The sequence below is a fragment of the Isoptericola halotolerans genome (assembly GCF_045689585.1).
In the GTDB taxonomy this organism is placed as follows: domain Bacteria; phylum Actinomycetota; class Actinomycetes; order Actinomycetales; family Cellulomonadaceae; genus Isoptericola; species Isoptericola halotolerans_B.
In genome coordinates, this window is the sequence record NZ_CP140108.1 from 3203371 (window position 1) to 3224371 (window position 21001).

The window sequence follows — 21001 nt, forward strand, 5'->3', positions numbered from 1 at the left end:
TCCGAAGCCGCTCCTTGACCTCGCTCGCCACGCTAGCCCGCTGCGGCGAGAAGTGCGACCGGGCAGCCGGACCGGTTGTCCCACCCCCCGCAGCGGCGTAGTTTCGAGGTACTGGTCAGGCAGCGGCTACGTCCCTTCCCCTGGAGGCATGATGACCACGGTCCCCCCTGATGAAGCACTCGAGAAGTTCCTCTCCCGCGGCGACGACGCCATGGTCGGCGAGTTCCGCGTGGACGTGGCCAGCGGACGGTGGACGTGGTCGGACACGCTGTACCGGATCTACGGCTTCGAGCCCGGCGAGGTGCTGCCCACCGCCGATCTGCTGCTCGCGCACAGCCATCCCGACGACCGCGAGCACACACGGGACGTGCTCGACGAGGCCCAGTGCACCGACCACCCGTTCGCGATGATCCACCGGATCGTCGACGCCCACGGCAAGGGTCATGTCGTCGCCACGGTCGGCAAGGGAGAGTGTGACGACCAGGACCGGGTCACCGAGCTCAACGGGTACATGCTCGACCTGTCCCACAGCGTCCGGGACCTCGCCGCGCAGGAGGCCGACGCCTCGATCCAGGCCGCGTCCCGCAGCCGGCGCGACATCGAGCAGGCCAAGGGCGTGCTCATGATGGTGCTCGGCGTGGACGACGACGGCGCCTTCGACATCCTCAAGCGGCTGTCGAACGACACCAACACCCCGCTGCGCACCCTCGCCGGTTGGCTGATGACCAGCGCCCGCCAGGCGGAGAAGCCGTCCCGGGAGACGGTGATCGCGTTCCTCACCGGGCTGCGGTCCGGTCATGTCCCCGAGGCGGCCGACAAGGAGCCGGCATGACGACGCACCAGCGGGCCGCCTGGACCTCACCCTTCGCCGTGGCCGAGCGCCTCGAGCGGGCGACCTCGGTCGACCGTCTGGCCGAGGCCCTGGCGCACTCCGCACGGACGGTGACACCCGCCTCCGGCCGTCTGCACGACGAGCTGCGCGGCCGCTCGCTCGGTCATCCGGCGCACGGCGTCCTGACGGACCTCCCGATCGGCCTCTGGGTCAGCGCGGCGCTGCTCGACGCCACGCGACTGCCCGGTCACGCGGCGGCCGCCCGGCGGCTCGTCGGGCTGGGCGTGCTCGGCGCCGTGCCGACCGTGGTCACCGGCCTGTCGGACGTCGGCGCCCTGAGTCCGGCGGCCCGCCGGGTCGCCGCCGTGCACGCCGCGACGAACGGCGTGGGCAACGCGTTGATGGCCTCGTCCTGGCTGGCCCGACGCGAGGGACGCTCGCGCCTCGGGGCAACCCTCACGGCGGTAGGTCTCGCGGCCGTCGGAGCCGGTGCCATGCTCGGCGGCCACATCGCGCAGGCGCTCAAGGAACCGGCCGACGTTCCCTGACGCACCTGTCCCTACGGACTCCTCCCACGCGGCGGCCAGGACGAGCACGTCCGCGTCGCGCAGCGACTCATCGAGGTCGACGTGGTATCCCAGCCCGGCGAGCGCTCGCCGACACCCCGCCGCCCTCCTCTACCCAGCGGCGGATCACGTCGTGGTCGGTCGTCGGTGGCCGGCTCACTCGCGGTGCAGCGCGTCCTTGACCACGCCCGTGGCCTTCTCGACCGTGCCGGACTTCTTCGTCGTGCCGTGGAACCGGCTGTCCGGCGTCGTGGGCTCCGGCATCGGCTCACCGGGCGGCGGCGATCCACTGGTTCTGGTGCATGGTGTCGCGGGCGAGGAGGAACGCCAGCAGGTCGCGCACCCCGGCGTCGTCGGTCATGTGGTAGAGCCGGGACACCTGCAGCCGGCCCTGCATCTCGGCGTTCGCGTTCGCGGTGAAGTCGGCCAGCATGTTGCCGCTGGCGGTCACGTAGCCGGCGGTCCACGGGTTGCCGTTGGAGTCCACGGGGCGGGCGCCCGCACCGGCCACGATGGCCTGCTGGGGATCGGTGCCCCCGACGATCGCCGCGACGGTGGGGTCGTCCTGGATCGCTCCCTCGACGGTTCCCACCGGGGCGTCGCCGAGCAGCTGGGAGATCATCGTGGCGAGCATCTCGACGTGGCCCATCTCCTCCGCACCGATGCCGTAGAGGAGATCGCGGTACTTGCCGGGCAGGTGGGCGTTCCAGGACTGGAAGCCGTACTGCATCGCCACGGTGATCTCGCCGTACTGCCCGCCGAGCACCTCCTGGAGCTTGCGGGCGAAGACGGCGTCTGGCTTGTCGGGCTTGGCTCGGTGCTGCAGCTCTTGGCGGTGGAAGAAAATGGTCGCTCCGTCTCGTGAGGCGAGGCCGCCGCGCTCGACGCGCCGCACGGCCGGGGAGCACGCCGCGGCTTGACGCGTCGTGGCCAGCCTGCGTCGGCCCCAGGTCGTCGCACCTGGCGGACGGCGGCTCAGCCGGGCGGGGGGACCGGGCGGACGGCCAGCGCGGAGGCCACCGAGAACAGGTTGTGGGCCATCAGCCGCGCGGTGTTCTGCGACCATTCGTGGCCGTGGCCGGTGCTGACGTAGTCCTTGCCGGGCCCGGGACCCTGGTTCCAGTACGTCCAGGCCTGCCCAGGGAGGGTGTAGCCGAGGTCGTTGAGCGCCCCGCTCACCTCGGAGATGACGTGGTGCGCACCGTCCTCGTTGCCGGTGACCACCACGCCCGCCACCCGGTTGTACGCGACGGGCGTCCCGTCGTCGGCGGTCTCCGTCATCATCGCGTCCATGCGTTCGAGCATGCGCTGGGCGATCGAGGAGGGGCGCCCCAGCCAGGTGGGGGTGAGCACCACGAGGATCTCGGACTCCACGAGCTGCTCGTGGACGCGGGGCCAGTCGTCGCCCGGCCCGAGGTCGGTGACCACCCCGGGCGGGACGTCCAGGTCGGCGAGGCGGACGTGGGAGACGTCCACACCACGCTCGGTCAGTGCGCCGGCGGCCACCGCACCGAGCGTCTCGGTGTTGGACCTCTCCGGAGACTTCTTCAGGGTGCAGCTGACGAACAGGGCTTTCATGAGACACCTTCGCGCCGGGAGACGGCGGCCTGGGCTCGACCTGGTGCCACCGTAGCGCGGTCGCGCGCAGCACACCGGATCGGTGGACGAAACGCCTCGCCGGGTCCGGGAGGGCGGCGGGACGGAGGCATGCGGCTGCCTCGCGGCTCGTCAGAGCTCGATCACGGTCTTGATGTCGCCGGGGCCAGGCTCGAACGCCTCGGCCGCGCGGGCGAACGGCACCCGCCGGGTGACCAGCCGGTCGAGCCAGTCGCGATCGGCGTCCGCGAGCGCCGTGGCCGCCGCGCGGAAGTGACCCTGGTGGGCGTTGACGGAACCGATGAGCGCGTCGTTCTCGAGCACGAACTCCCGGTTCACGCCGCCGGCGTCGATGCGGACGGACCGGCCGCCCGGCGAGACACCGAGGAGGCAGACGACACCGTAGCGGGCCGTGCCGGACAGGACGTCCACGACGACGCTGCTGGCGCCCGTCGCCTCCAGCACGACCTCGGGGCGCAGGGCGGCCATCACGTCGTCCACCGGCTCCTCGTGGTAGCTGGCGCCCAGGGCACGCACCAGGTCCGGCTTCGGCCCCTCGGTCACCTGGTCCAGCACGTGCACCTCGAGCCCACGCTGGACGCCGAGCAGCGCCGCGAGGAGGCCGATGGGCCCGGCACCGGTGACGAGCACCGAGTCGGGCTCGAACCACGAGCGCCGACCGACCAGCTCCACCTGCTCCCAGGCCTTGGCCACGACGGAGGTCGGTTCGACGAGGATCCCGAGCGTGCCGAGGGAGTCGTCGACCGGGACGGCGTAGTCCGGCTCGATGCGCCACCGTTCGCTGCCGAAACCGTCGACCCCCTGGATGCCGCGTTCGGTGAACCGCCCGTTGCGGCACATGTCGAAGCGGCCCCGGGCGCACGCCCCGCAGGGGACCGGGTCGGGGCGGCGGACCACGCCGGCGACGAGCGCGCCCACGTCCCACCCGCTGCCCTCGGGCGCCTCGACGACCCGCCCGAGGGACTCGTGCCCCAGCACCAGCCGGTCGCTCCCCTCGGGCGCCTCGCCGTGCTCGCCCCGGACGATCTCCCGGTCCGTGCCGCACACGCCCAGCGCCACCGCCTCGACGAGCAGCTCCCCGGCGGCGGCGTGCGGTTCGGGGACGTCGGTCACCCCGAGCGAGTCCGGGTCGCCGGGTCGGATGGTCAGTGCCTTCACGGCGGTCCTCCTTCGACGGCAGGCACGGTGCGCCCTGCCATCGTGGTCCGCCGTCGGCCTGCCCGCACGGCCGCTACTTCACCGCTCCTCCGAGGGCGCCGGCCGCGATGTACCGCTGGGCGGCCAGGAGCAGCACGATCGCGGGGATCGAGGAGAGCACGGCGGTAGCCATCACCGGCCCCCAGCTCTGCACATTGCCCTGGAGGTAGTCGTAGATGCCGAGGGTGACCGGCTTGATGTCCGCGCCGGTGGTCAGCGTGAGCCCGAACATGAAGTCGCTCCAGGCGAACAGGAAGCAGAACAGCCCGGCCGTGATGAGCGAGTTCTTGCTGACCGGCACGATGATCGACCAGAACGCGCGGAAGTGGCTCGCTCCGTCGACGCGGGCGGCCTCGGTCAGGGCGGGCGGGATCGACCGCATGAAGGCACTCATGATGAGGATCGCGAACGGGATGCCGTGCGTGGCGTTGGCGAGGATGAGACCCGGGTAGGAGTTGAGCAGCCCGACGTCGTTGAACAGCGTGTACAGCGAGTTCGCGATGACGATGCCCGGGATCATCTGGGCCAGCAGCAGGGCGAAGAGGAAGATCCCCATGCCGCGCAGCCGGAACCGCGACAGCGCGTACGCCGCCGGCGTGGCCACCGCCAGCGACACCGCGACGGCGCCGAGGGCCACGACGATGCTGGTCACCAGGTTGCCGGTCTGGTCGGCGATCGCGGTGCGGTAACCGTCGAACGTGATGTCCGTAGGGAAGAACGTGCTGCTGGCCGCGGTGCTGCCGCCCTGCAGGGAGACGTTCACCATCCAGTAGACGGGGAAGAGCATGAAGGCCAGCAGGACGATCCCGATGATCGTGGACGACAGCCGGCGCCTGGTCGTCTGCAACATGTCGAACCTCACTCATCCTCGGCGCGGCGGTTCGCGCGCAGGTAGACGACGGCGAAGACCAGGGAGATCACGATGAGGACGTTGCTCACCGCTGCCCCGGTACCGAAGGAGAACTCCTGGAACGAACGGCGGTAGGAGTCGGTGGCGAGCGTCTGCGTCGCGTTGGCCGGTCCCCCGCCGGTGAGCCCCAGGATGATGTCGAGCACCTTGAGCGTGTAGATCACGCCCAGCACGAGCACGACGTTGACCACCGGGCGCAGGCTCGGCCACGTGATGTGCCAGAACGCCTTCCAGCCGGTGGCCCCGTCGAGGGCACCTGCCTCGTAGAGCTCGTCCGGGATGTTCTGCAGGCCGCTGTAGAGCAGCGTCATGTTGAACGGGATGCCGACCCAGACGTTGACGAGGATCACCGCGACCAGCGCGACGTCCGGGCTGGTGAGCCAGGGCACCGGCCCGAGGCCGACGTTCTGCAGGACCTCGTTGAGGATGCCGCCGTCCTGGTCGAGGATCCAGCGCCACACGGCGCTGCCCGCGATCATCGGCAGCAGCCACGGCAGCAGCAGCAGCGAGCGCAGCACGTTGCCCAGCGGGAAGCGGCGCTGGAAGAACAGGGCGAACAGCAGGCCGATGACGAACTGCCCGACGATCGAGCCCAGGGTGAACAGGACCGTGTTCACGACGGTCGTGCGGAAGATGCCGCTGCCCACGACCTCGGCGTAGTTGGCCAGCCCGACCCACGGCGCCTCGCCGGTCACGAAGGTCCGGACCGAGTAGTCCTGGAAGCCCATGACGAGGTTCTTGACGATCGGGTACCCGAAGAACACCAGGACGTAGGCGATCGCCGGCACGAGGAACAACCACTGGGTGGTCCGTTCGCGCCGTCGTGCACGCCGACGCCCCGGTGGGACCGCACGCGCGGGCGCGGGTGCGCCGGCGGGTCCGGTGGCGAGGGTGGTGGTCATCGTCGTCCGTCCTCTCGTTCGGTCCGGGGGTGCCCGGGGGGTGCGTCGGGCATCAGTCCTGCGCCGCCACGCGCTCGAGCGCCTCCGCCGGCGGCTCGGTGTCGGTCAGGGCGAGCTGCTCGGCGGTGTAGATCTGGGTGGCCGCGCGCGGCCAGTCGGGTCCGAGCAGCGCGGTGCGGGCGCGAGCGGTCTGCACCGTCTCGACGAAGGTTGCCACCGTGGGGTTCTCCTGCGCGGCCCGCTCGGCGACCGCGCTGTCCGCCGGGACCGCACCGCGACCCGTCGCCATCGTGAGCTGGTTGTCGCCCTCGGTCACGCAGGAGACGAACTCTCCGGCGCGGGCCATCTTCTCGGCGTCGCCGGTGTCGGGCACCGTGAACGCCTCGCCCCCGAGCGGGGCGACGAGGGCGTCCCCCGCCGTGGGCACCGGCAGCGGGACCGAGCCGTAGTCGAGGCCCTCGGCCTCCTCCAGGCTCGGCATGTTCCAGGGCCCGTTGATCATCATCGCGGCGTTGCCGGCGAGGAACTGGTCGTTGACGTCGTTCTGGGACCAGTTCACGACGCTGGTCGAGGCGGACCCGTCCGCGACCAGGGAGTCGACGAACTCCAGCGCCTCGACGGCTGCCGCCGAGTCGAGCTCGTCCTCCTGGGCGCCGTTGCTCCACAGGAACGGCAGGAACTGCCAGGTGCCCTCGAACGTGTTGGTGGCGCTGAAGGCGAGACCGTACCGGTCGTCGGTGGTCAGCCGCGCCGCGGCGGTGCGCAGCTCGTCCCACGTGGACGGCGGCTCCAGACCCGCGGCGGCCAGCGCGTCGGCGTCGTAGAACAGGCCGATCGAGTTCACGACCGGCGTGACCCCGTACAACGCCCCCTCGTAGGTGCCGGCGTCGACCACGCCCTGCGGCAGGCCCTCGCCGGTGATCCCGTAGTCGCCGAGCGGGCTCAGGGCGCCCGAGGAGGCGATCTGCTGCACGTCCGGGTTGTCGAGCATGAGCACGTCCGGCAGCGTCCGCGACGACGCCTGCTGGAGCACGGTCGCGATGAGTCCGGAGCCGGCGACGTGGTTCGCCTGGACGTCCATGCCGATCTCGGCGGCGCAGGCGTCGTAGATCTCCTCGTAGATGGGGGCACTGGTGGCCGACATCGTGTCGGTCACCACGAGGGTGTCCTCGTCCGCCCCGGTCTGCCCGCTGCACGCCGACAGGCCCAGGACGACGGCGGCCGACACCGCACCGACAGTGGTGGGAGTTCGTCGCACGGTCGCAGCTCCTTCGCTCGGGGAGGCTCGCGAGCCGGTCGGTCGTTCCGGTTCGCAAAGCGCTTTACCGCATGCCACGGTAGACGAGATCAAAGCGCTTTACCAACTCCCCTCGGATGTGTGATCATCAGTGCATCCCTCACCCGACCCGACCCACCCGGAGGCCCGCCGTGGTGACCATGCAGGACGTGGCCGAGCGTGCCGGCGTCTCCCCCACGACCGTGTCGTTCGTCATCAACGGCACCAAGCCGGTGGCGCCCGCCACGCGGGAACGTGTCGAGGCGGCGATGGCAGACCTCGGCTATCGCCGCAACGTGCTCGCCCGCGCCCTGGCCAGCCAGCGCAGCCGGATCGTGGCGCTCGTGTTCCCGGCCCTGGAGCACCGCCTCAGCCCTGCGGCGCTCAGCATCGTCACCGCCGCCGCGTCCGCGGCCACCGAGCGTGGCTTCAACGTCGTGCTGTGGCCCGTCAACGGCGCCGACCAGCTCGAGGACTACGTCTCGGGCGGCCTGGTCGACGGTGTGCTGCTCATGGAGGTGACCGCCGACGACCCGCGCGTGCCCGTGCTGCAGCGCCGCGGGGTCCCGTTCGGGCTCATCGGTCGCACCGAGGCACCCGACGGGCTGCCCTACGTCGACATGGACTTCGACGCCATGGTGGCCACCGGCCTGGAGCACCTCGTCGGGCTCGGACACGCACGCGTCGCGCTCTTCCTGGGCGACCTCGGTGCGACGTCCTGGGCGGGGTACGGCCCGATCGCCCGCACCGAGGCCGCGTACCGGGCCCAGGCCGCCGCCCGCGGGCTCGACGCCGTCGTCGTCCGCGCCCCGCAGGACCCCCGCTCCGGCCACCGTGCCGCCGACACCATGGTGGCCGACCATCCCGAGGTCACCGCGGTCCTGGCTCTCAACGAGACCGCGCTGCCAGGGTTCGTCAACGGGCTCGTCGCGGGCGGCCGGTCGGTCCCCGGCGACGTCTCCGTCCTCGGCGTGGCCACCTCTGCCGAGGCCATCTCCACCGCTGACCCGCCGGTCAGCGCCGTCGTCGCCCCCGGTCCAGAGCTGGGCCGCCGCAGCCTCGAGGCGCTCCTGGACCGGCTCGACGAACCGTCCACCCCGCCGCTGCAGCTCCTGCTCGCCGGCGACCTGACGCCGGCCGGCTCCACGGCGCCGCCGCGCTGAGCTCCCCTGCCACCACACCGCACCGCACCGCACCGCACCGCACCGCACCGCACCGCACCGCACCGCACCGCACCGCACCGACGTAGCATCACGGAAGGTCCCGCATGAAGTTCACCGACGGTTTCTGGCACGCCCGCCGCGGCGTCGCCGTCCACTACGCCCGCGAGGTCGACCGCGTCGTCGCCCAGGACGGCGAGCTCCACGCGATCTCGCCGACCAAGGTCGTGCGCCAGCGTGGCGACGTGCTCAACCTGCCGGTGCTCACCACGTCCGTCTCGGCCCCGATGGAGAACGTCGTGCGGGTCCGCCACACCCATCACAAGGGCGCGGGCGAGCAGTTCCGCTTCGAGGTCGCCGCTCCGGGTGCCGGCGAGGCCGCCGTCGCCGACGGCGAGGGCACGCTGACCTCGGGCGCGCTGAGCGCCCACCTGTCCGTCGGCAAGTCGTGGTCGCTCGACTTCCGCGCCGCCGGTCGCACCCTCACCCGCTCGGGCGGCAAGTCCGCCGCGTGGGTGGACGTCTCCCCCGGCGCGGCCGTCGATCACGGCTCCGACCGGCTCGAGCGGGACGGACGCACGAGCTACCTGTTCGACCAGCTCGACCTCGGGGTCGGTGAGCTCGTCTACGGCCTGGGCGAGCGGTTCGGGCCCGTGATCAAGAACGGCCAGAGCGTCGACATCTGGAACGAGGACGGCGGCACCTCCAGCGAGCAGGCCTACAAGAACGTCCCGTTCTACCTGACCAACGCCGGCTACGGGGTCTTCGTCAACGACCCCGGGCACGTCTCGTTCGAGGTGGGCTCCGAGGCCGTCGAACGCGTGCAGTTCTCCGTGCCCGGCGAGACCCTCGACTACTACGTCGTCTACGGTCCCGACCCGAAGTCGATCCTCGAGCGCTACACGGCGCTGACCGGACGCCCCGCCCGCGTCCCCGCCTGGTCCTACGGGCTGTGGCTCTCGACGTCCTTCACCACGGACTACGACGAGCAGACCGTCAGCTCGTTCATCGACGGCATGGCCGAGCGGGAGATCCCGCAGAGCCTGTTCCACTTCGACTGCTTCTGGATGCGCGAGTTCAACTGGTGCGACTTCGAGTGGGACGAGCGGGTCTTCCCCGACCCGGAGGGCATGCTGGCCCGGCTGCACGACCGCGGCCTGCGGGTGTGCGTGTGGATCAACCCCTACATCGCCCAGCAGTCACCGCTCTTCGACGAGGGCATGGCCGCCGGGTACCTCGTCAAGAACCGCGACGGCTCCGTGTGGCAGTGGGACCGCTGGCAGGCGGGCATGAGCCTCGTGGACTTCACCAACCCCGACGCCACCGCCTGGTACCAGGACAAGCTGCGCCGCCTGGTCCGTCAGGGCGTGGACGCCTTCAAGACCGACTTCGGCGAGCGCATCCCGGTCGACGTGCAGTACTTCGACGGGTCGGACCCGGAGCGGATGCACAACTACTACACGCACCTGTACAACCAGGCGGTGCACGAGGTGCTCGCCGAGGAGCGCGGCGCCGGCGACGCGGTGCTGTTCGCCCGCTCGGCCACCGCCGGCGGTCAGCAGTTCCCCGTGCACTGGGGCGGCGACAACACCGCGTCGTACGTCTCGATGGCCGAGTCGCTGCGCGGCGGGCTGTCCCTGGCCTACAGCGGGTTCGGCTACTGGAGCCACGACATCGGCGGCTTCGAGATGACGCCGGACGCCGGCGTCTTCAAGCGGTGGACGGCGTTCGGGCTGCTGTCCAGCCACTCGCGCATGCACGGCAGCGGCTCCTACCGCGTGCCGTGGATGTTCGACGAGGACGAGTCCGACCCCACCAGCGCCGTCGCGGTGACCCGCACGTTCGCACGGTTCAAGAACCGGCTGGCCCCCTACCTCGTGGCCGCCGGCGAGGAGGCGCACCGCCGGGGCACACCGACGATGCGTCCGATGCTGCTCGAGTTCCCCGACGACCTCACGGCCGCGCACCTGGACCGCCAGTACATGCTGGGCCAGGACCTGCTCGTCGCGCCGGTCTTCAGCGCCGAGGGCGACGTCGACCTGTACCTGCCGGCCGGCGAGTGGGTCGGGCTGCTGACGGGTGAGCGCGTCACCGGCGGACGCTGGGTGCGCGAGCACCACGACTACGACTCCGTGCCGCTCTACGTGCGCCCCGGTGCCGTCGTCCCGCTGAGCCGCCACGAGGACAGGCCGGACGCCGACCACCTGGACGGGCTGACCCTGCTCGTCCACGCGGGCCCCGACGCCGACTGGTCGCGCACCGTGGAGGTGCTGGACCCCGAGGGCGAGCCGGTGTCCTTCACGGTGCGACGTGCCGGCGGCACGCTCGTGGCCGAGTCGGACCGGGCGTCCGGCTGGTCGCTGCAGGTCGTCGCCGGCGAGCCGGTCGCCGCCGCGCAGGGCCGGGCGGAGGTGCCGGCATGAGCCGCGCCCCCGCGGTCAGCGCCGCGCCCGACGTCCCCGCCTGGGTCGCCGGAGCAGTCTCCGACGCCGGTGCGCGCCTGGTCCCCGTCGGCCCGCAGACCGAGGGGCTGCTCTGGTTCGGGCCGCTGGGTGCGGCCGGCCTGGACGCGACGCTCTCGTCCGCGCCGGGCACCCGCTGGGTCCAGCTGCCGTCGGCCGGGGTGGACGCCTACCTCGACGCCGGGCTGCTGGACGAGGCCGTCACGTGGACCTCTGCCAAGGGCGCGTTCTCCGAGCCGGTCGCCGAGCACGCGCTCGCCCTGACGCTGGCCGCCCTGCGCCGGCTCCCCGAGCGGGCGCGGGCGCGTACCTGGGGCACCGAGGCGGGCGCGTCGCTGTACGACGCCCGGGTGCTGGTGCTCGGTGCGGGCGGCATCGCCCGATCGTTCCTCGAGCTGCTGGCGCCCTTCCGGACCACCAACGTCGTGGTGCGTCGCCGGCCCGACCCGGTGCCGGGCGCGGACCGCGTCGTCACCGGCGAGCACCTGCTCGAGGAGCTCGCCCGGGCCGACGTCGTGGTGCTCGCCGCGGCGCTCACCTCGCAGACGCGCGCGCTCGTCGGCGCCGAGGAGATCGCCGCGCTGCGGCCGGGCGCCACCCTCGTCAACATCGCGCGCGGCGGCCTCGTCGACACCGAGGTGCTGGTCGCCGCGCTGCGCTCGGGGCAGGTCGGAGCAGCCGCCCTCGACGTGACCGACCCCGAGCCCCTGCCGGACGGCCACCCGTTGTGGGACCTGCCGAACGCGCTCGTGACCCCGCACACGGCGGACACCCCGGAGATGGTCGAGCCGCTGCTGCGCCACCGGGTCAGCGTCAACCTGCGGCGTTTCGTCACCGGCGAGCCGTTCGACGGCGTCGTCGACGTGGCGACGGGGTACTGACGGTGCCGGCGGACGTGCGCGGCGTCGTCGTCATGGGGGTCTCGGGCAGCGGGAAGTCGACGGTCGGGACGCTCCTGGCGTCGCGCTGGCAGGCCCGCTTCGTCGACGGCGACGACCTGCACCCGCCCGCGAACGTCGCGCGGATGGCGGCGGGCCACCCGCTGACGGACGCCGACCGGTCACCGTGGTTGCGACGCGTCGGCGCCACGATCGCGGTGGCCGCGGACGCCGGGCAGCTCGTCGTGGCGGCGTGCTCGGCGCTGCGGCGCGTCTACCGGGACGAGCTGCGCCGCAGCGCGGGCGGCGACCTCGCGTTCGTCCACCTCACGGCGACGCGCGAGATCCTGGCCGAACGTGTCCTGGGCCGTCACGACCACTTCATCCCGCCGGCCCTGCTCGACTCCCAGCTCGCCACCCTGGAGCCGCTCCAGGACGACGAGACGGGCCTCGCGGTCGACATCACCGAACCTCCCGACCTCGTGGTGGAGCGCGCCGCAGCCTGGCACCGCACGCGCCCCGCGACCGCCCGCTGAGTCAGGTGGCCCGGTCCGGGTGCGGAGCAGCCCGGCCCGCCAGGCGCAGGGCCTCGACGGCGAACCAGGTGTAGCAGACGGCGAACAACAACCGCTGTGCTGCTCCCTGCACGTCCGGCGCCGTCCACATGATGAGCGGGAGCACGACCGACGCCACGATCGCGACCGTGTCGAGCACCCGGACCGGCCCTGGGTGCGGCCCGCGCCGGATCCCGACGGCCAGCACCCCGATCACGAAGGCGAACCCCATCGTCGTCGCGGCGACGCTGTGCAACGAGTCCTCCACCCGGTCCCACGGGGCGCTGTACCAGGGCCGGTGCGAGAACGCCCCGACCAGGACCATCGCCGTCCCGTACACGCCGTGCGCCGAGCGTCCCCACGGTCCCCACGTCTCGCGGGCGAACGCGGCCTCGAGGAGCACCGCCAGGCCCAGCAGCACGAACCCGGTGCGCGCCACCCAGGCTCCGGGCACCTCCTGACCACCGGCCTCGCTGACCGAGTGCCGTACCAGGTCGTACGTCTCCGGGACGGCGAGCGGCGCGAGCGCGACGCACGCGGCGCTCGCCGCCAGCAGCGCGACGACCACGGTCGCCGAGAGACGGTCCACGACTGCACGATGCCACCGCGACGCCGGGTCGGCGCATCGGCGCGTCGGCACCGCTGTCACGGTCGTCACGATGCCGCCGGGCCGTCCGGGTCGCGCCGGTCGGTGACCTACCCTCAAGGTATGGCCACCTTCTCCTCCGTCACGCGTCCGCACGTCCTCTCGGCCATCGCCGAGCACGACGACCGCGGCCCCGTGGCGTTCCTCAGGCTCTACGGGTTCAGCCCGACCCCGGGCACCACCCTCCAGTTCGGTGGCACGACTTACGACGCCATGGCGATCCTCGCCGTCGCGCACCGGTACGCGACCGGCCGCGCTGCCCTGCCCGAGGAGATGGAGGGCGGCAAGGTCGCGGTGGGGGCGCTCCTGCGCAAGCACGGCTTCGAGGTGGACGGCAGCGGCGGTGCTCCCGCGCCGGTGCGGCGGTCGCCCCGCAGCGCCGCACGGGCCAGCAGGTCCGCGGCGACGCAGGAGCCGGAGAAGCCTGCGCCGGTGTGCCCGACGTGCTACATGACTCTGCCCGCCACGGGGGTCTGCGACAGCTGCGGGTAGCCCGCGCCCCGGCGTCGGCGCGCCGCGGGGGCATCCCCCCTGCCGCCGCCCGGCACCGCCGGCGGGGCACCGCCGATGCAGGCATCGGTGACATCCCCGCACAATCGCCGCATGACACCCACCGACTCCGCCGGCCCCACCGGTCTTCGCCGGGCCGTGACCGGCCCGCTGCTGTTCCTGTTCATCCTCGGCGACGTGCTCGGCGCCGGCGTCTACGCCCTGATCGGCGAGATGGCGGGTGAGGCGAGCGGCCTCGTGTGGTTGTCCTTCGCCGTCACGCTCGGACTGGCCCTGCTGACGGCGTTCTCCTACGCCGAGCTCGTCACCAAGTACCCGCGCGCCGGTGGCTCCGCGGTCTACGCCCAGAGGGCGTACCGCAGCCCGCTCGTAGCGTTCCTCGTCGGGTACTGCATGCTCGCCGCCGGGGTGGTCAGCGCGGCGGGCCTCTCCTTGGCATTCACCGGCGAGTACCTCACCGCGTTCCTCGACGTCCCGCAGGTGCCGGCCGCGATCGCCTTCCTGCTGGTGGTGGCGCTCGTCAACGCGTGGGCATCAAGGAGTCGCTGCGGGCCAACGTCGTGATGACCGTCGTCGAGTCCGCCGGCCTGGTGCTGGTCGTCGTGCTCGGTGCGTGGGTGATCGGGCGGGGCGACGCCGACCTCGGCGGCGCCTTCACACCGCTCGAGGGATCGTCCGTGGGACTCGCCGTCGTGGGCAGCGCCCTGGTGGCGTTCTACTCGTTCGTCGGGTTCGAGACGTCGGCGAACCTGGCCGAGGAGATCCGCGACGTCTCCCGTGTCTACCCGCGCGCGCTGTTCGGCTCGCTCGCGGCCGCCGGCGCCGTCTACGTCCTGCTGGGGTTCGTCGCGCCGGCCGTCGTGGCGCCGACCGACCTCGCCGCGTCCTCCGGCCCCTTGCTCGAAGTGGTCCGGGTCGCCGGTGCGGTGCCACCGATCCTCTTCGCCGTGATCGCGCTCGTCGCGATCGCCAACGAGCTCTCCTGACCATGATCATGGCGAGCCGGCTGGCCTACGGCATGGCGCGGCAGGGTCTGCTGTCCGCTCCGCTCGGCCGCGTCCTGCCGCGCCGCCGCACGCCGGGGGTCGCGATCCTCGTCACCACCGCCCTCGCCGTCGTGCTCGCCGCCACCCACGAGCTCGTCGACCTGGCCTCGACCGTGGTCCTGCTCCTGCTCTTCGTGTTCCTCTCGACCAATGCGGCGGTCCTGGTGCTGCGCCGCGACCCGGTCGAGCACGACCACTTCCGCGCACCGTCCGTCATGCCGGTCCTCGCGATCGCCTCCTGCCTGCTCCTGCTCACCCAGCAGGAGCTGCGGCACTGGGCCCTCGCGGGCGTGCTGCTCGCCGGCGGCGTCGGGCTGCACCTGCTCGTGCGGCGGCTGTCCCGGTCCGGTCCCGCACCGTCCGAGATCTCGTCATGACGCCCCTCGCCCACCGAGACGGTCGAGCTCGCGGAGCAGCAGCGGCACCAGCTCCGGGTCCGCCAGTGACCGGAAATGTCCCGGCGTGTCGAGCCGGACGTTGCGCGCGCCGGGCAACCGGCTGCCGGAGGGCAGGTGCGGGTCAAACCCTGTGGCGACGGACACGATGCGCGCGTTGTCGGCGCGCTGCGCGTCGAGCGCCGTGATCACCTCGTCGTCCGGCAGGAAGGCCCGCACGCTGCGCAGCGGCAGCAAGCGGGCGTACGGGGACCCGGAGAACGGCGTGTTCACGGTCACCATGCCCAGGATGCGGTCACCCACGTCGGCGCGTCCCATGAGGCTCTTGCCGATCAGCCCGCCCTTGCTGTGCGCGACCACCACGACGCCGACGAGATCGCGGTCCGCGAGCGCCTGCGCGGCGAGATCGGCCATGTCCGGCACGCTGCCCCGGTTCAGCCCGAAGCGCGCGACGACGTGCACCGCGTGCCCGTGATCGCGCAGCCTGCGGCAGATTGGCTCCAGGAATCGCCAGTTCTCGTACACGCCGGGCAGGACGAGCACCGGCGGGTGTCGTCCGGGGCTCGGGCCCGTGTACGTCTCCGGGACGGTGCGGGACAGGAGGCCCGCGATCTGTCTCCGGACGGCGAAGGCGTGGTCCGCCGCCCACCACCCGACGCGGCGAAGGCGCGCCGCCGTCACGTACCCCGCTCCCCACGGCCGGGCACCGCCCAGCCGTCGGGTACCGCGACGAGCAGGCTTCCGGGGACCTGCCGCACCGCCGCGAGGGTGTCGAACGCGAACATCCGGAGAAGCACCGACGAGTGCGCCGATCTCCTGGAGGCGATGCGCTGATCCGCGTCGACCTTGTTCACGTCAGCAAGAGAACGGCAACATTGGGTTCCTCCGCGCATGTCAGCCCTCAATTTCGCAACCACTCTCAGCCATCTGGTCCACCCGGAACTCTGTACGTTCTACTACCGGCTCAGACCGCAAGAGCGCACGTCCCGACTCGCAATATCCGCCGACTAGACGTCAACTGAGTTCATCGACCGGACGACGCCCACTATTTTTTCGTCAGACGAAATCGGGAATACGCGCTGAGATGGATCAGATGCAGTCCCCCGACCGCGGCGACAGGAATGACGTAGTAGTCGAGATTTCCGTCCACGATGAAGAAGTCATCGATCTCGTCTGGGTCGTATGTCCGACGCTCCCGCCGGGAGGTCGAGAGGTTGACCTTCCAAGCGTCTCCGACGCGCACCGTCGTCGTCTTCACCTGTACACGACGGACCTCTGCCGCCGTTCCCACAAGAAGATCGTAGCGGGAAGGCTCAAGTGGCCACGAGACGTCGCGCCCACAAAGTGTGTACCAGGCGGCCGCCAGGAGCGAACCCGCACGACCGAGGTATGCAGTACTCGCCCTCAGCATATCGTCCTCAACCGGCGCTAATGCAACAGAAAGGTGAGAGGTGCCGAGACCTAGCCGAACCGCATGACCTTTCAAGCCGGCGGCACCGGATCCACCCGTCAGGCCTTCGCGGCGGTTAGACGGGCCAGACGCCTAGCGAGACCACGATCGATCCCGGCGACTGCCGTAGCGATTCGACCATTACACACACGATGCCGGTGGCGTTTCAGCGCCGAGACCCTTTGATGCTTGCCGGCGGATGAATGGCGGGAGCGGGTGCTTCGCGCTCGTGCCGCCGGAGCGCCTGCTCACGGTCGCTGTGCGCGAGCAGCGTCGCCTCGCTGGCAGCTCGACAGCCGGGGACCTCGCAAGCGAGGCACGAAAGCCATGCGTCGAACACGTGTCGTGGCCATCCGCGCTCGGTCACGCCCTTCGGGCAGTGCCTTGGTAGGTACACCGCCACGCCGAAAGCCGCCCCCGACCCCACCAACCGGACCGACAGCCACGACCGGCTACGCCGCGACAAGATCGACAAGACCGGATGCGTCACCCTGCGCATCGCCGGCAAGCTCCGACACATCGGCATCGGACGACCCCACGCAGGAACCCACGTCCTGCTGTCGTCCACGACCACGACGTAAGCATCATCAACGCCGCCACCAGCGAGATCCTGCGCGAGCTCACCGTCGACCTCACCCGCGACTACCAGCCACGCGGCACCACCACCGACACATGACAAAGGCCCGGACCCACGTTCGTGGATCCGGGCCTTGCCGATGTCCTGAGACATCACACGGTCGGGCTGACAGGATTTGAACCTGCGACCCCCTGACCCCCAGTCAGGTGCGCTACCAAGCTGCGCCACAGCCCGCCCGGACCGCTCTCACGCCGGAGCGTGGGAAACCGGTCCGGTTCGGCCCCGCAGGGCCGACCGAAATACTACCCCAGACCGGGCACTGCTCGTCCACCCGCGACGGACGGTGTGTCCGGGCTCACCGGACGTCCGCGGCCACGGCCGGGCGGAGCGACCGCACGACGTGGGCGGTGGCGAGCGCCGCGGCGGTCGCCTCGTAGCCCTTGTCCTCGTGGGACCCCTGCAGCCCGGCACGGTCCAGGGCCTGCGCCTCGTCGTCGCACGTCAGGAGCCCGAAGCCGACGGGCACGGTGTGGTCCAGCGCGACGCGGTTGAGGCCGTCGGTGGCGGCCGCGCACACGTAGTCGAAGTGCGGCGTGCCGCCCCGGATGACCACGCCCAGCGCGACGACGGCGTCGTAGCCGGCCGCTGCCGCGGCCCGGGCCGCCACGGGCAGCTCGAACGAGCCCGGGACCCGCAGCACCTCGGGCTCCACGGAGTGGTCCGCGCAGGCGCGCCGCGCGCCGTCGAGCAGACCGTCCATGACGGTCCGGTGCCAGGAGGCGGCGATGACGGCCACCCGCAGGTCCGAGCTGTCCACGGCGCGCGTGGCCGGAGCCCCCGCCCCGCTCATCGGACACCCTCGCGCGCCGTCGTCATGCCGTTCATCGTGTCTCCTTCAGGTTGGGGTCGAGGGTGAGGGTCGGCCCCCGGGAAGGGTTCGACCTCGGGTTCAAGGTTCGGCAGGTCGTGGCCCATACGGTCGCGCTTGGTCCGCAGGTAGGCCACGTTGTCGGGCACCGGATGGATCGCCAGCGGCACCCGCTCGGCGACCGCCACTCCCCCGGCCCGCAGCCCGTCGACCTTGGCCGGGTTGTTGGTCAGCAGCCGCACCGACGGCACGCCCAGGTCGCGCAGGACGTGCGCGGCCGCCGAGTACTCCCGGGAGTCGACGGGCAGCCCCTGGGCGAGGTTGGCGTCGATCGTGTCGTGCCCACCGTCCTGCAGGCTGTAGGCGGTGAGCTTGGCGACCAGGCCGATGCCCCTCCCCTCGTGCCCGCGCAGGTAGACCACGACTCCGCGGCCGGCCTCCTGGACCGCGCGCAGGGAGGCGTCGAGCTGGGGCCCGCAGTCGCAGCGCAGCGACCCGAAGGCGTCGCCGGTGAGGCACTCGGAGTGCACCCGGGTCAGCACGGGCCCGCCGTCGGCGAGGTCCGCGAGCGCACCCGCGACCAGGGCCACGTGCTCGTCGCCGGTGATGCGGTCGCGATAGCCCACGGCGGTGAGCTCGCCGTGCCGGGTGGGCAGGCGGGTCACCGCGAGGCGGTCCACGAGCGACTCCGTGGCGCGCCGGTAGGCGGCCAGCTCGGCCACGCTGATCAGGGCCAGGTCGTGCCGGGCGGCGAACTCGCGCAGGGCGGGCCGGCGCATCATCGTGCCGTCGTCGTGGACGAGCTCGGCGAGCACCCCCGTGGTGCCGCGTCCGGCCAGTCGGGCCAGGTCGACGGCGGACTCCGTGTGCCCCCGGCGCTCCAGCACCCCGCCGTCGCGGGCCCGCAGGGGCAGGACGTGTCCCGGGCGGGTCAGGTCCGCCGGCACCGAGCCGGGCGCCGCGAGGACCCGGGCGGTGCGGGCCCGGTCGGCACCGGAGATGCCGGTGGTGACGCCGTCGGCGGCGTCGACCGTGATGGTGTACGCCGTGCGGAAGGCGTCACGGTTGTCGGCGACCATGAGCGGCAGCGAGAGCCGGTCGAGCGTCGCACCGGCGGCGGCCACGCAGATCAGGCCGCTGGTGTGCCGCACGGTGAAGCCCATGAGCTCGGCGGTGGCGGCCTCGGCGGCGAAGACCAGGTCGCCCTCGTTCTCGCGACTCTCGTCGTCGACGACGATGACGGCGCGTCCGGCGGCCACCTCCGCGACGGCGCGCTCGACCCGCTCGACGGCCCCCGGATCCACGGCCGCGCCGCTCACGAGGCCACCGCCGTCGTCGCCAGGAGCCGTTCCACGTGCCGGGCCAGCACGTCCGTCTCCAGGTTCACCGGGTCGCCCACTGCCCGGGAGCCGAGGGTCGTCCGGGCGAGCGTCTCGGGGATGAGGCTCACGGTGAACCGGTCCGTGCCCGCCTCGACGACGGTCAGGGAGACCCCGTCGACGGCGAGGGAACCCTTGGCCACGACGTAGCGGGCCAGGTCGGCGGGCAGCCAGATCTCCACGACCTCCCACCGGTCACCGGGCGTCCGGGCGACGACGGCGCCGACACCGTCGACGTGCCCCTGCACGATGTGCCCGCCCAGGCGGCCGGTGACGGGCATCGCCGGTTCGAGGTTGACCCGGTCGCCGGGGACGAGCGTGCCGAGCGAGGTGCGCTGCAGCGTCTCGGCCATGAGGTCCGCGGTCCAGGTCTCGTCGTCGAAGGCCGCCACCGTCAGGCAGCAGCCGTTCACGGCGATCGAGTCGCCGAGGCGCACGCCGTCGAGCACGCCGGTGGCGGCGACGGTCAGCCGCGCCGCGTCGGCGGTGGTCTCCAGGGCGCGGACGGTGCCGAGCTCGGTCACGATGCCGGTGAACATCAGGACTCCTTCCGCGGCCGCAGGGTGAGCCGCACGTTCGTCTCGGACGGCGCCAGGCCGTCCGGGTTGTCAGGGGTCTCGTCAGGGGGCTCGGCAACGTCCCGGCCAGCGGTGACGACCGTGACGTCGGTGACGTCGAGGCGCGCCGCGCCGGTGATGGTGGTGATGCCGAGGTCGCCGACGACGGCGGGCCCGGCACCGAGCAGCACCGGGGCCACGTACGCCACTACCTCGTCGACGAGCCCCGCACGCCAGAACGCGGCGGCGAGCGTGGCACCGCCCTCCAGCAGGACGTGGCGGCGGTCGTGCTCCCACAGGGTCGCGAGCGCCTCCCGGGCGTCGCGGGTGCGCAGGTGCACCGTCTCGGTGCCGTCCGGGCCGGGAACGGCGAGCCGGGCACCGGCAGGGATGTCGCGCAGGCCCATGACCGCTCGCAGCGGCTGCGCGACCGTCTCGGCACCGGTCGCGTCACGCACGGTGAGCGCCGGGTCGTCGGCGGCCACGGTGCCGGAGCCCACGAGCACGGTGTCCACCCGGGCGCGCAGCCGGTGGGCGTCGCGGCGGGCCGCGGCCGAGGTGATCCACCGGGACGTGCCGTCCGGAGCGGCCGTGCGGCCGTCGAGGCTGGTGGCGACCTTCCACGTGACGACCGGGCGACCGAGCTCCATCGCCGCCGTCCAGACCGGGTTGAGCTCGCGCGCCCGGGTCGGGAGCACGTCACCGACCACGTCGACGCCGGCCGCCCGGAGCACGTCGCCGCCGCCGGTGGCCACCGGGTTGGGGTCGCGCTGGGCGTAGACCACGCGCGCGACACCGGCGTCGCGCAACGCCTGCGCGCAGGGCCCCGTGCGCCCGGTGTGGGCGCACGGTTCGAGGGTGACGACGGCGGTGGTGCCGCGCAGCCCGTGGTCCCCGACGGCGGCTCGTGCGTCGGCCAGCGCGACCGCCTCGGCGTGGGGTGTGCCCGCACCGTGGTGGTACCCCTCGGCGATCGTGACGCCGTCGGCGTCGAGGAGGACGCACCCGACGCGGGGGTTGGGGCCGAGGACGAGGCCGTCGGTCGCCGCCAGCTCGAGGGCGCGCTGCAGCGCGGCGGCCTCGGTCGGTCTCACGGTGGGTGCCGCCGTGGCGGTGGTCATGTGCTGCCCCTGTCGTCCGGTCGCGGACCGCTGGGGCGTGCACGGCGTCGTCGCCGCGCGCCGGGAACACGGTGCAGCTGGGCACCGGGGTCGTGGAC

Annotated in this window: 20 protein-coding genes, 1 tRNA gene and 2 pseudogenes; 8 read left to right on the forward strand and 15 right to left on the reverse strand. The window is 72.5% G+C overall.

From position 1 onward, the window contains the following. Window positions 1–148: 148 nt before the first annotated feature. Window positions 149–832 (forward strand): PAS and ANTAR domain-containing protein, encoded by a 684-nt coding sequence (locus UQW22_RS15040; RefSeq protein ID WP_407317888.1) that lies wholly within the window; start codon window positions 149–151, stop codon window positions 830–832. After that, window positions 829–1380 (forward strand): DUF2231 domain-containing protein, encoded by a 552-nt coding sequence (locus UQW22_RS15045; protein ID WP_407317889.1) that lies wholly within the window; start codon window positions 829–831, stop codon window positions 1378–1380. The genes UQW22_RS15040 and UQW22_RS15045 overlap by 4 nt, the downstream gene beginning before the upstream one ends. 174 nt (window positions 1381–1554) lie before the next feature. On the opposite strand, the pseudogene UQW22_RS15050 reads toward UQW22_RS15045, so the two are convergent. The 6 genes and pseudogenes from UQW22_RS15050 to UQW22_RS15075 all read right to left on the reverse strand — a co-directional run bounded on the left by UQW22_RS15050 (window position 1555) and on the right by UQW22_RS15075 (window position 7282). Continuing rightward, window positions 1555–2245 (reverse strand): annotated as a pseudogene (locus UQW22_RS15050) (manganese catalase family protein). 128 nt (window positions 2246–2373) lie between these two features. Next, window positions 2374–2976 carry a flavodoxin family protein gene (locus UQW22_RS15055; protein WP_407317890.1) on the reverse strand — a complete coding sequence of 201 codons (603 nt, stop codon included), beginning with the start codon at window positions 2974–2976 and terminating at the stop codon, window positions 2374–2376. 150 nt (window positions 2977–3126) lie between these two features. Beyond that, window positions 3127–4173 carry a glucose 1-dehydrogenase gene (locus tag UQW22_RS15060; RefSeq protein WP_407317891.1) on the reverse strand — a complete coding sequence of 349 codons (1047 nt, stop codon included), beginning with the start codon at window positions 4171–4173 and terminating at the stop codon, window positions 3127–3129. Window positions 4174–4246: 73 nt separating this feature from the next. After that, complete coding sequence (locus tag UQW22_RS15065) at window positions 4247–5062, reverse strand: carbohydrate ABC transporter permease (protein ID WP_407317892.1); 816 nt, start codon at window positions 5060–5062, stop codon at window positions 4247–4249. 8 nt (window positions 5063–5070) lie between these two features. Continuing rightward, window positions 5071–6024, reverse strand: coding sequence for a carbohydrate ABC transporter permease (locus UQW22_RS15070; protein ID WP_407317893.1), 954 nt, complete (start codon window positions 6022–6024; stop codon window positions 5071–5073). 52 nt (window positions 6025–6076) lie between these two features. Then, window positions 6077–7282: an extracellular solute-binding protein gene (locus UQW22_RS15075; protein WP_407317894.1), complete on the reverse strand. Its 1206-nt coding sequence runs from the start codon at window positions 7280–7282 to the stop codon at window positions 6077–6079. A gap of 179 nt (window positions 7283–7461) precedes the next feature. On the opposite strand from UQW22_RS15075, the gene UQW22_RS15080 reads away from it, so the two are divergent. The 4 genes from UQW22_RS15080 (at window position 7462) to UQW22_RS15095 (ending at window position 12336) form a co-directional block, all read left to right on the forward strand. Beyond that, complete coding sequence (locus UQW22_RS15080) at window positions 7462–8463, forward strand: LacI family DNA-binding transcriptional regulator (protein ID WP_407320827.1); 1002 nt, start codon at window positions 7462–7464, stop codon at window positions 8461–8463. Window positions 8464–8567: 104 nt separating this feature from the next. Next, window positions 8568–10883: an alpha-xylosidase gene (gene yicI / locus UQW22_RS15085; RefSeq protein ID WP_407317895.1), complete on the forward strand. Its 2316-nt coding sequence runs from the start codon at window positions 8568–8570 to the stop codon at window positions 10881–10883. Continuing rightward, entirely contained in the window at window positions 10880–11803 is a 924-nt protein-coding gene (locus UQW22_RS15090) for an NAD(P)-dependent oxidoreductase (RefSeq protein WP_407317896.1), read from the forward strand. The genes yicI and UQW22_RS15090 overlap by 4 nt, the downstream gene beginning before the upstream one ends. A gap of 14 nt (window positions 11804–11817) precedes the next feature. Continuing rightward, on the forward strand, window positions 11818–12336 hold the full coding sequence (locus UQW22_RS15095; protein WP_407317897.1) for a gluconokinase: 519 nt from the start codon (window positions 11818–11820) through the stop codon (window positions 12334–12336). A gap of 1 nt (window position 12337) precedes the next feature. Here the strand turns inward: UQW22_RS15095 and UQW22_RS15100 are convergent, their stop codons facing one another. Next, a complete protein-coding gene (locus tag UQW22_RS15100) occupies window positions 12338–12943 on the reverse strand; it encodes a DUF998 domain-containing protein (protein ID WP_407317898.1) in 606 nt (201 codons plus the stop codon). 120 nt (window positions 12944–13063) lie between these two features. On the opposite strand from UQW22_RS15100, the gene UQW22_RS15105 reads away from it, so the two are divergent. Together UQW22_RS15105 and UQW22_RS15110 are read left to right on the forward strand one after the other, a co-directional pair. Next, complete coding sequence (locus UQW22_RS15105; protein WP_407317899.1) at window positions 13064–13492, forward strand: hypothetical protein; 429 nt, start codon at window positions 13064–13066, stop codon at window positions 13490–13492. A 111-nt stretch (window positions 13493–13603) separates the two neighbouring features. Then, window positions 13604–14933 (forward strand): annotated as a pseudogene (locus UQW22_RS15110) (APC family permease). Here the strand turns inward: UQW22_RS15110 and UQW22_RS15115 are convergent. The 8 genes from UQW22_RS15115 to ribD all read right to left on the reverse strand — a co-directional run bounded on the left by UQW22_RS15115 (window position 14928) and on the right by ribD (window position 20903). Then, a complete protein-coding gene (locus UQW22_RS15115; protein WP_407317900.1) occupies window positions 14928–15494 on the reverse strand; it encodes an esterase/lipase family protein in 567 nt (188 codons plus the stop codon). The pseudogene UQW22_RS15110 and the gene UQW22_RS15115 sit on opposite strands and share 6 nt — an antisense overlap. Before the next feature lie 134 nt (window positions 15495–15628). Next, window positions 15629–15805 carry a hypothetical protein gene (locus tag UQW22_RS15120; RefSeq protein ID WP_407317901.1) on the reverse strand — a complete coding sequence of 59 codons (177 nt, stop codon included), beginning with the start codon at window positions 15803–15805 and terminating at the stop codon, window positions 15629–15631. 191 nt (window positions 15806–15996) lie between these two features. Further along, a complete protein-coding gene (locus UQW22_RS15125; RefSeq protein ID WP_407320828.1) occupies window positions 15997–16362 on the reverse strand; it encodes a group I intron-associated PD-(D/E)XK endonuclease in 366 nt (121 codons plus the stop codon). Between the two features lie 776 nt (window positions 16363–17138). After that, a tRNA-Pro gene (locus tag UQW22_RS15130) sits at window positions 17139–17212 on the reverse strand. Window positions 17213–17333: 121 nt separating this feature from the next. Next, on the reverse strand, window positions 17334–17828 hold the full coding sequence (gene ribH, locus UQW22_RS15135; protein ID WP_407317902.1) for a 6,7-dimethyl-8-ribityllumazine synthase: 495 nt from the start codon (window positions 17826–17828) through the stop codon (window positions 17334–17336). Next, a complete protein-coding gene (locus tag UQW22_RS15140; RefSeq protein WP_407317903.1) occupies window positions 17825–19165 on the reverse strand; it encodes a bifunctional 3,4-dihydroxy-2-butanone-4-phosphate synthase/GTP cyclohydrolase II in 1341 nt (446 codons plus the stop codon). The genes ribH and UQW22_RS15140 overlap by 4 nt, the downstream gene beginning before the upstream one ends. Continuing rightward, the gene (locus UQW22_RS15145; RefSeq protein WP_407317904.1) at window positions 19162–19764 is read right to left on the reverse strand and encodes a riboflavin synthase; all 603 of its coding nucleotides are present in this window, start codon (window positions 19762–19764) and stop codon (window positions 19162–19164) included. The genes UQW22_RS15140 and UQW22_RS15145 overlap by 4 nt, the downstream gene beginning before the upstream one ends. Next, window positions 19764–20903, reverse strand: a complete 1140-nt coding sequence (ribD, locus tag UQW22_RS15150) for a bifunctional diaminohydroxyphosphoribosylaminopyrimidine deaminase/5-amino-6-(5-phosphoribosylamino)uracil reductase RibD (RefSeq protein WP_407317905.1) — start codon at window positions 20901–20903, stop codon at window positions 19764–19766. The genes UQW22_RS15145 and ribD overlap by 1 nt, the downstream gene beginning before the upstream one ends. Window positions 20904–21001 lie beyond the last annotated feature (98 nt).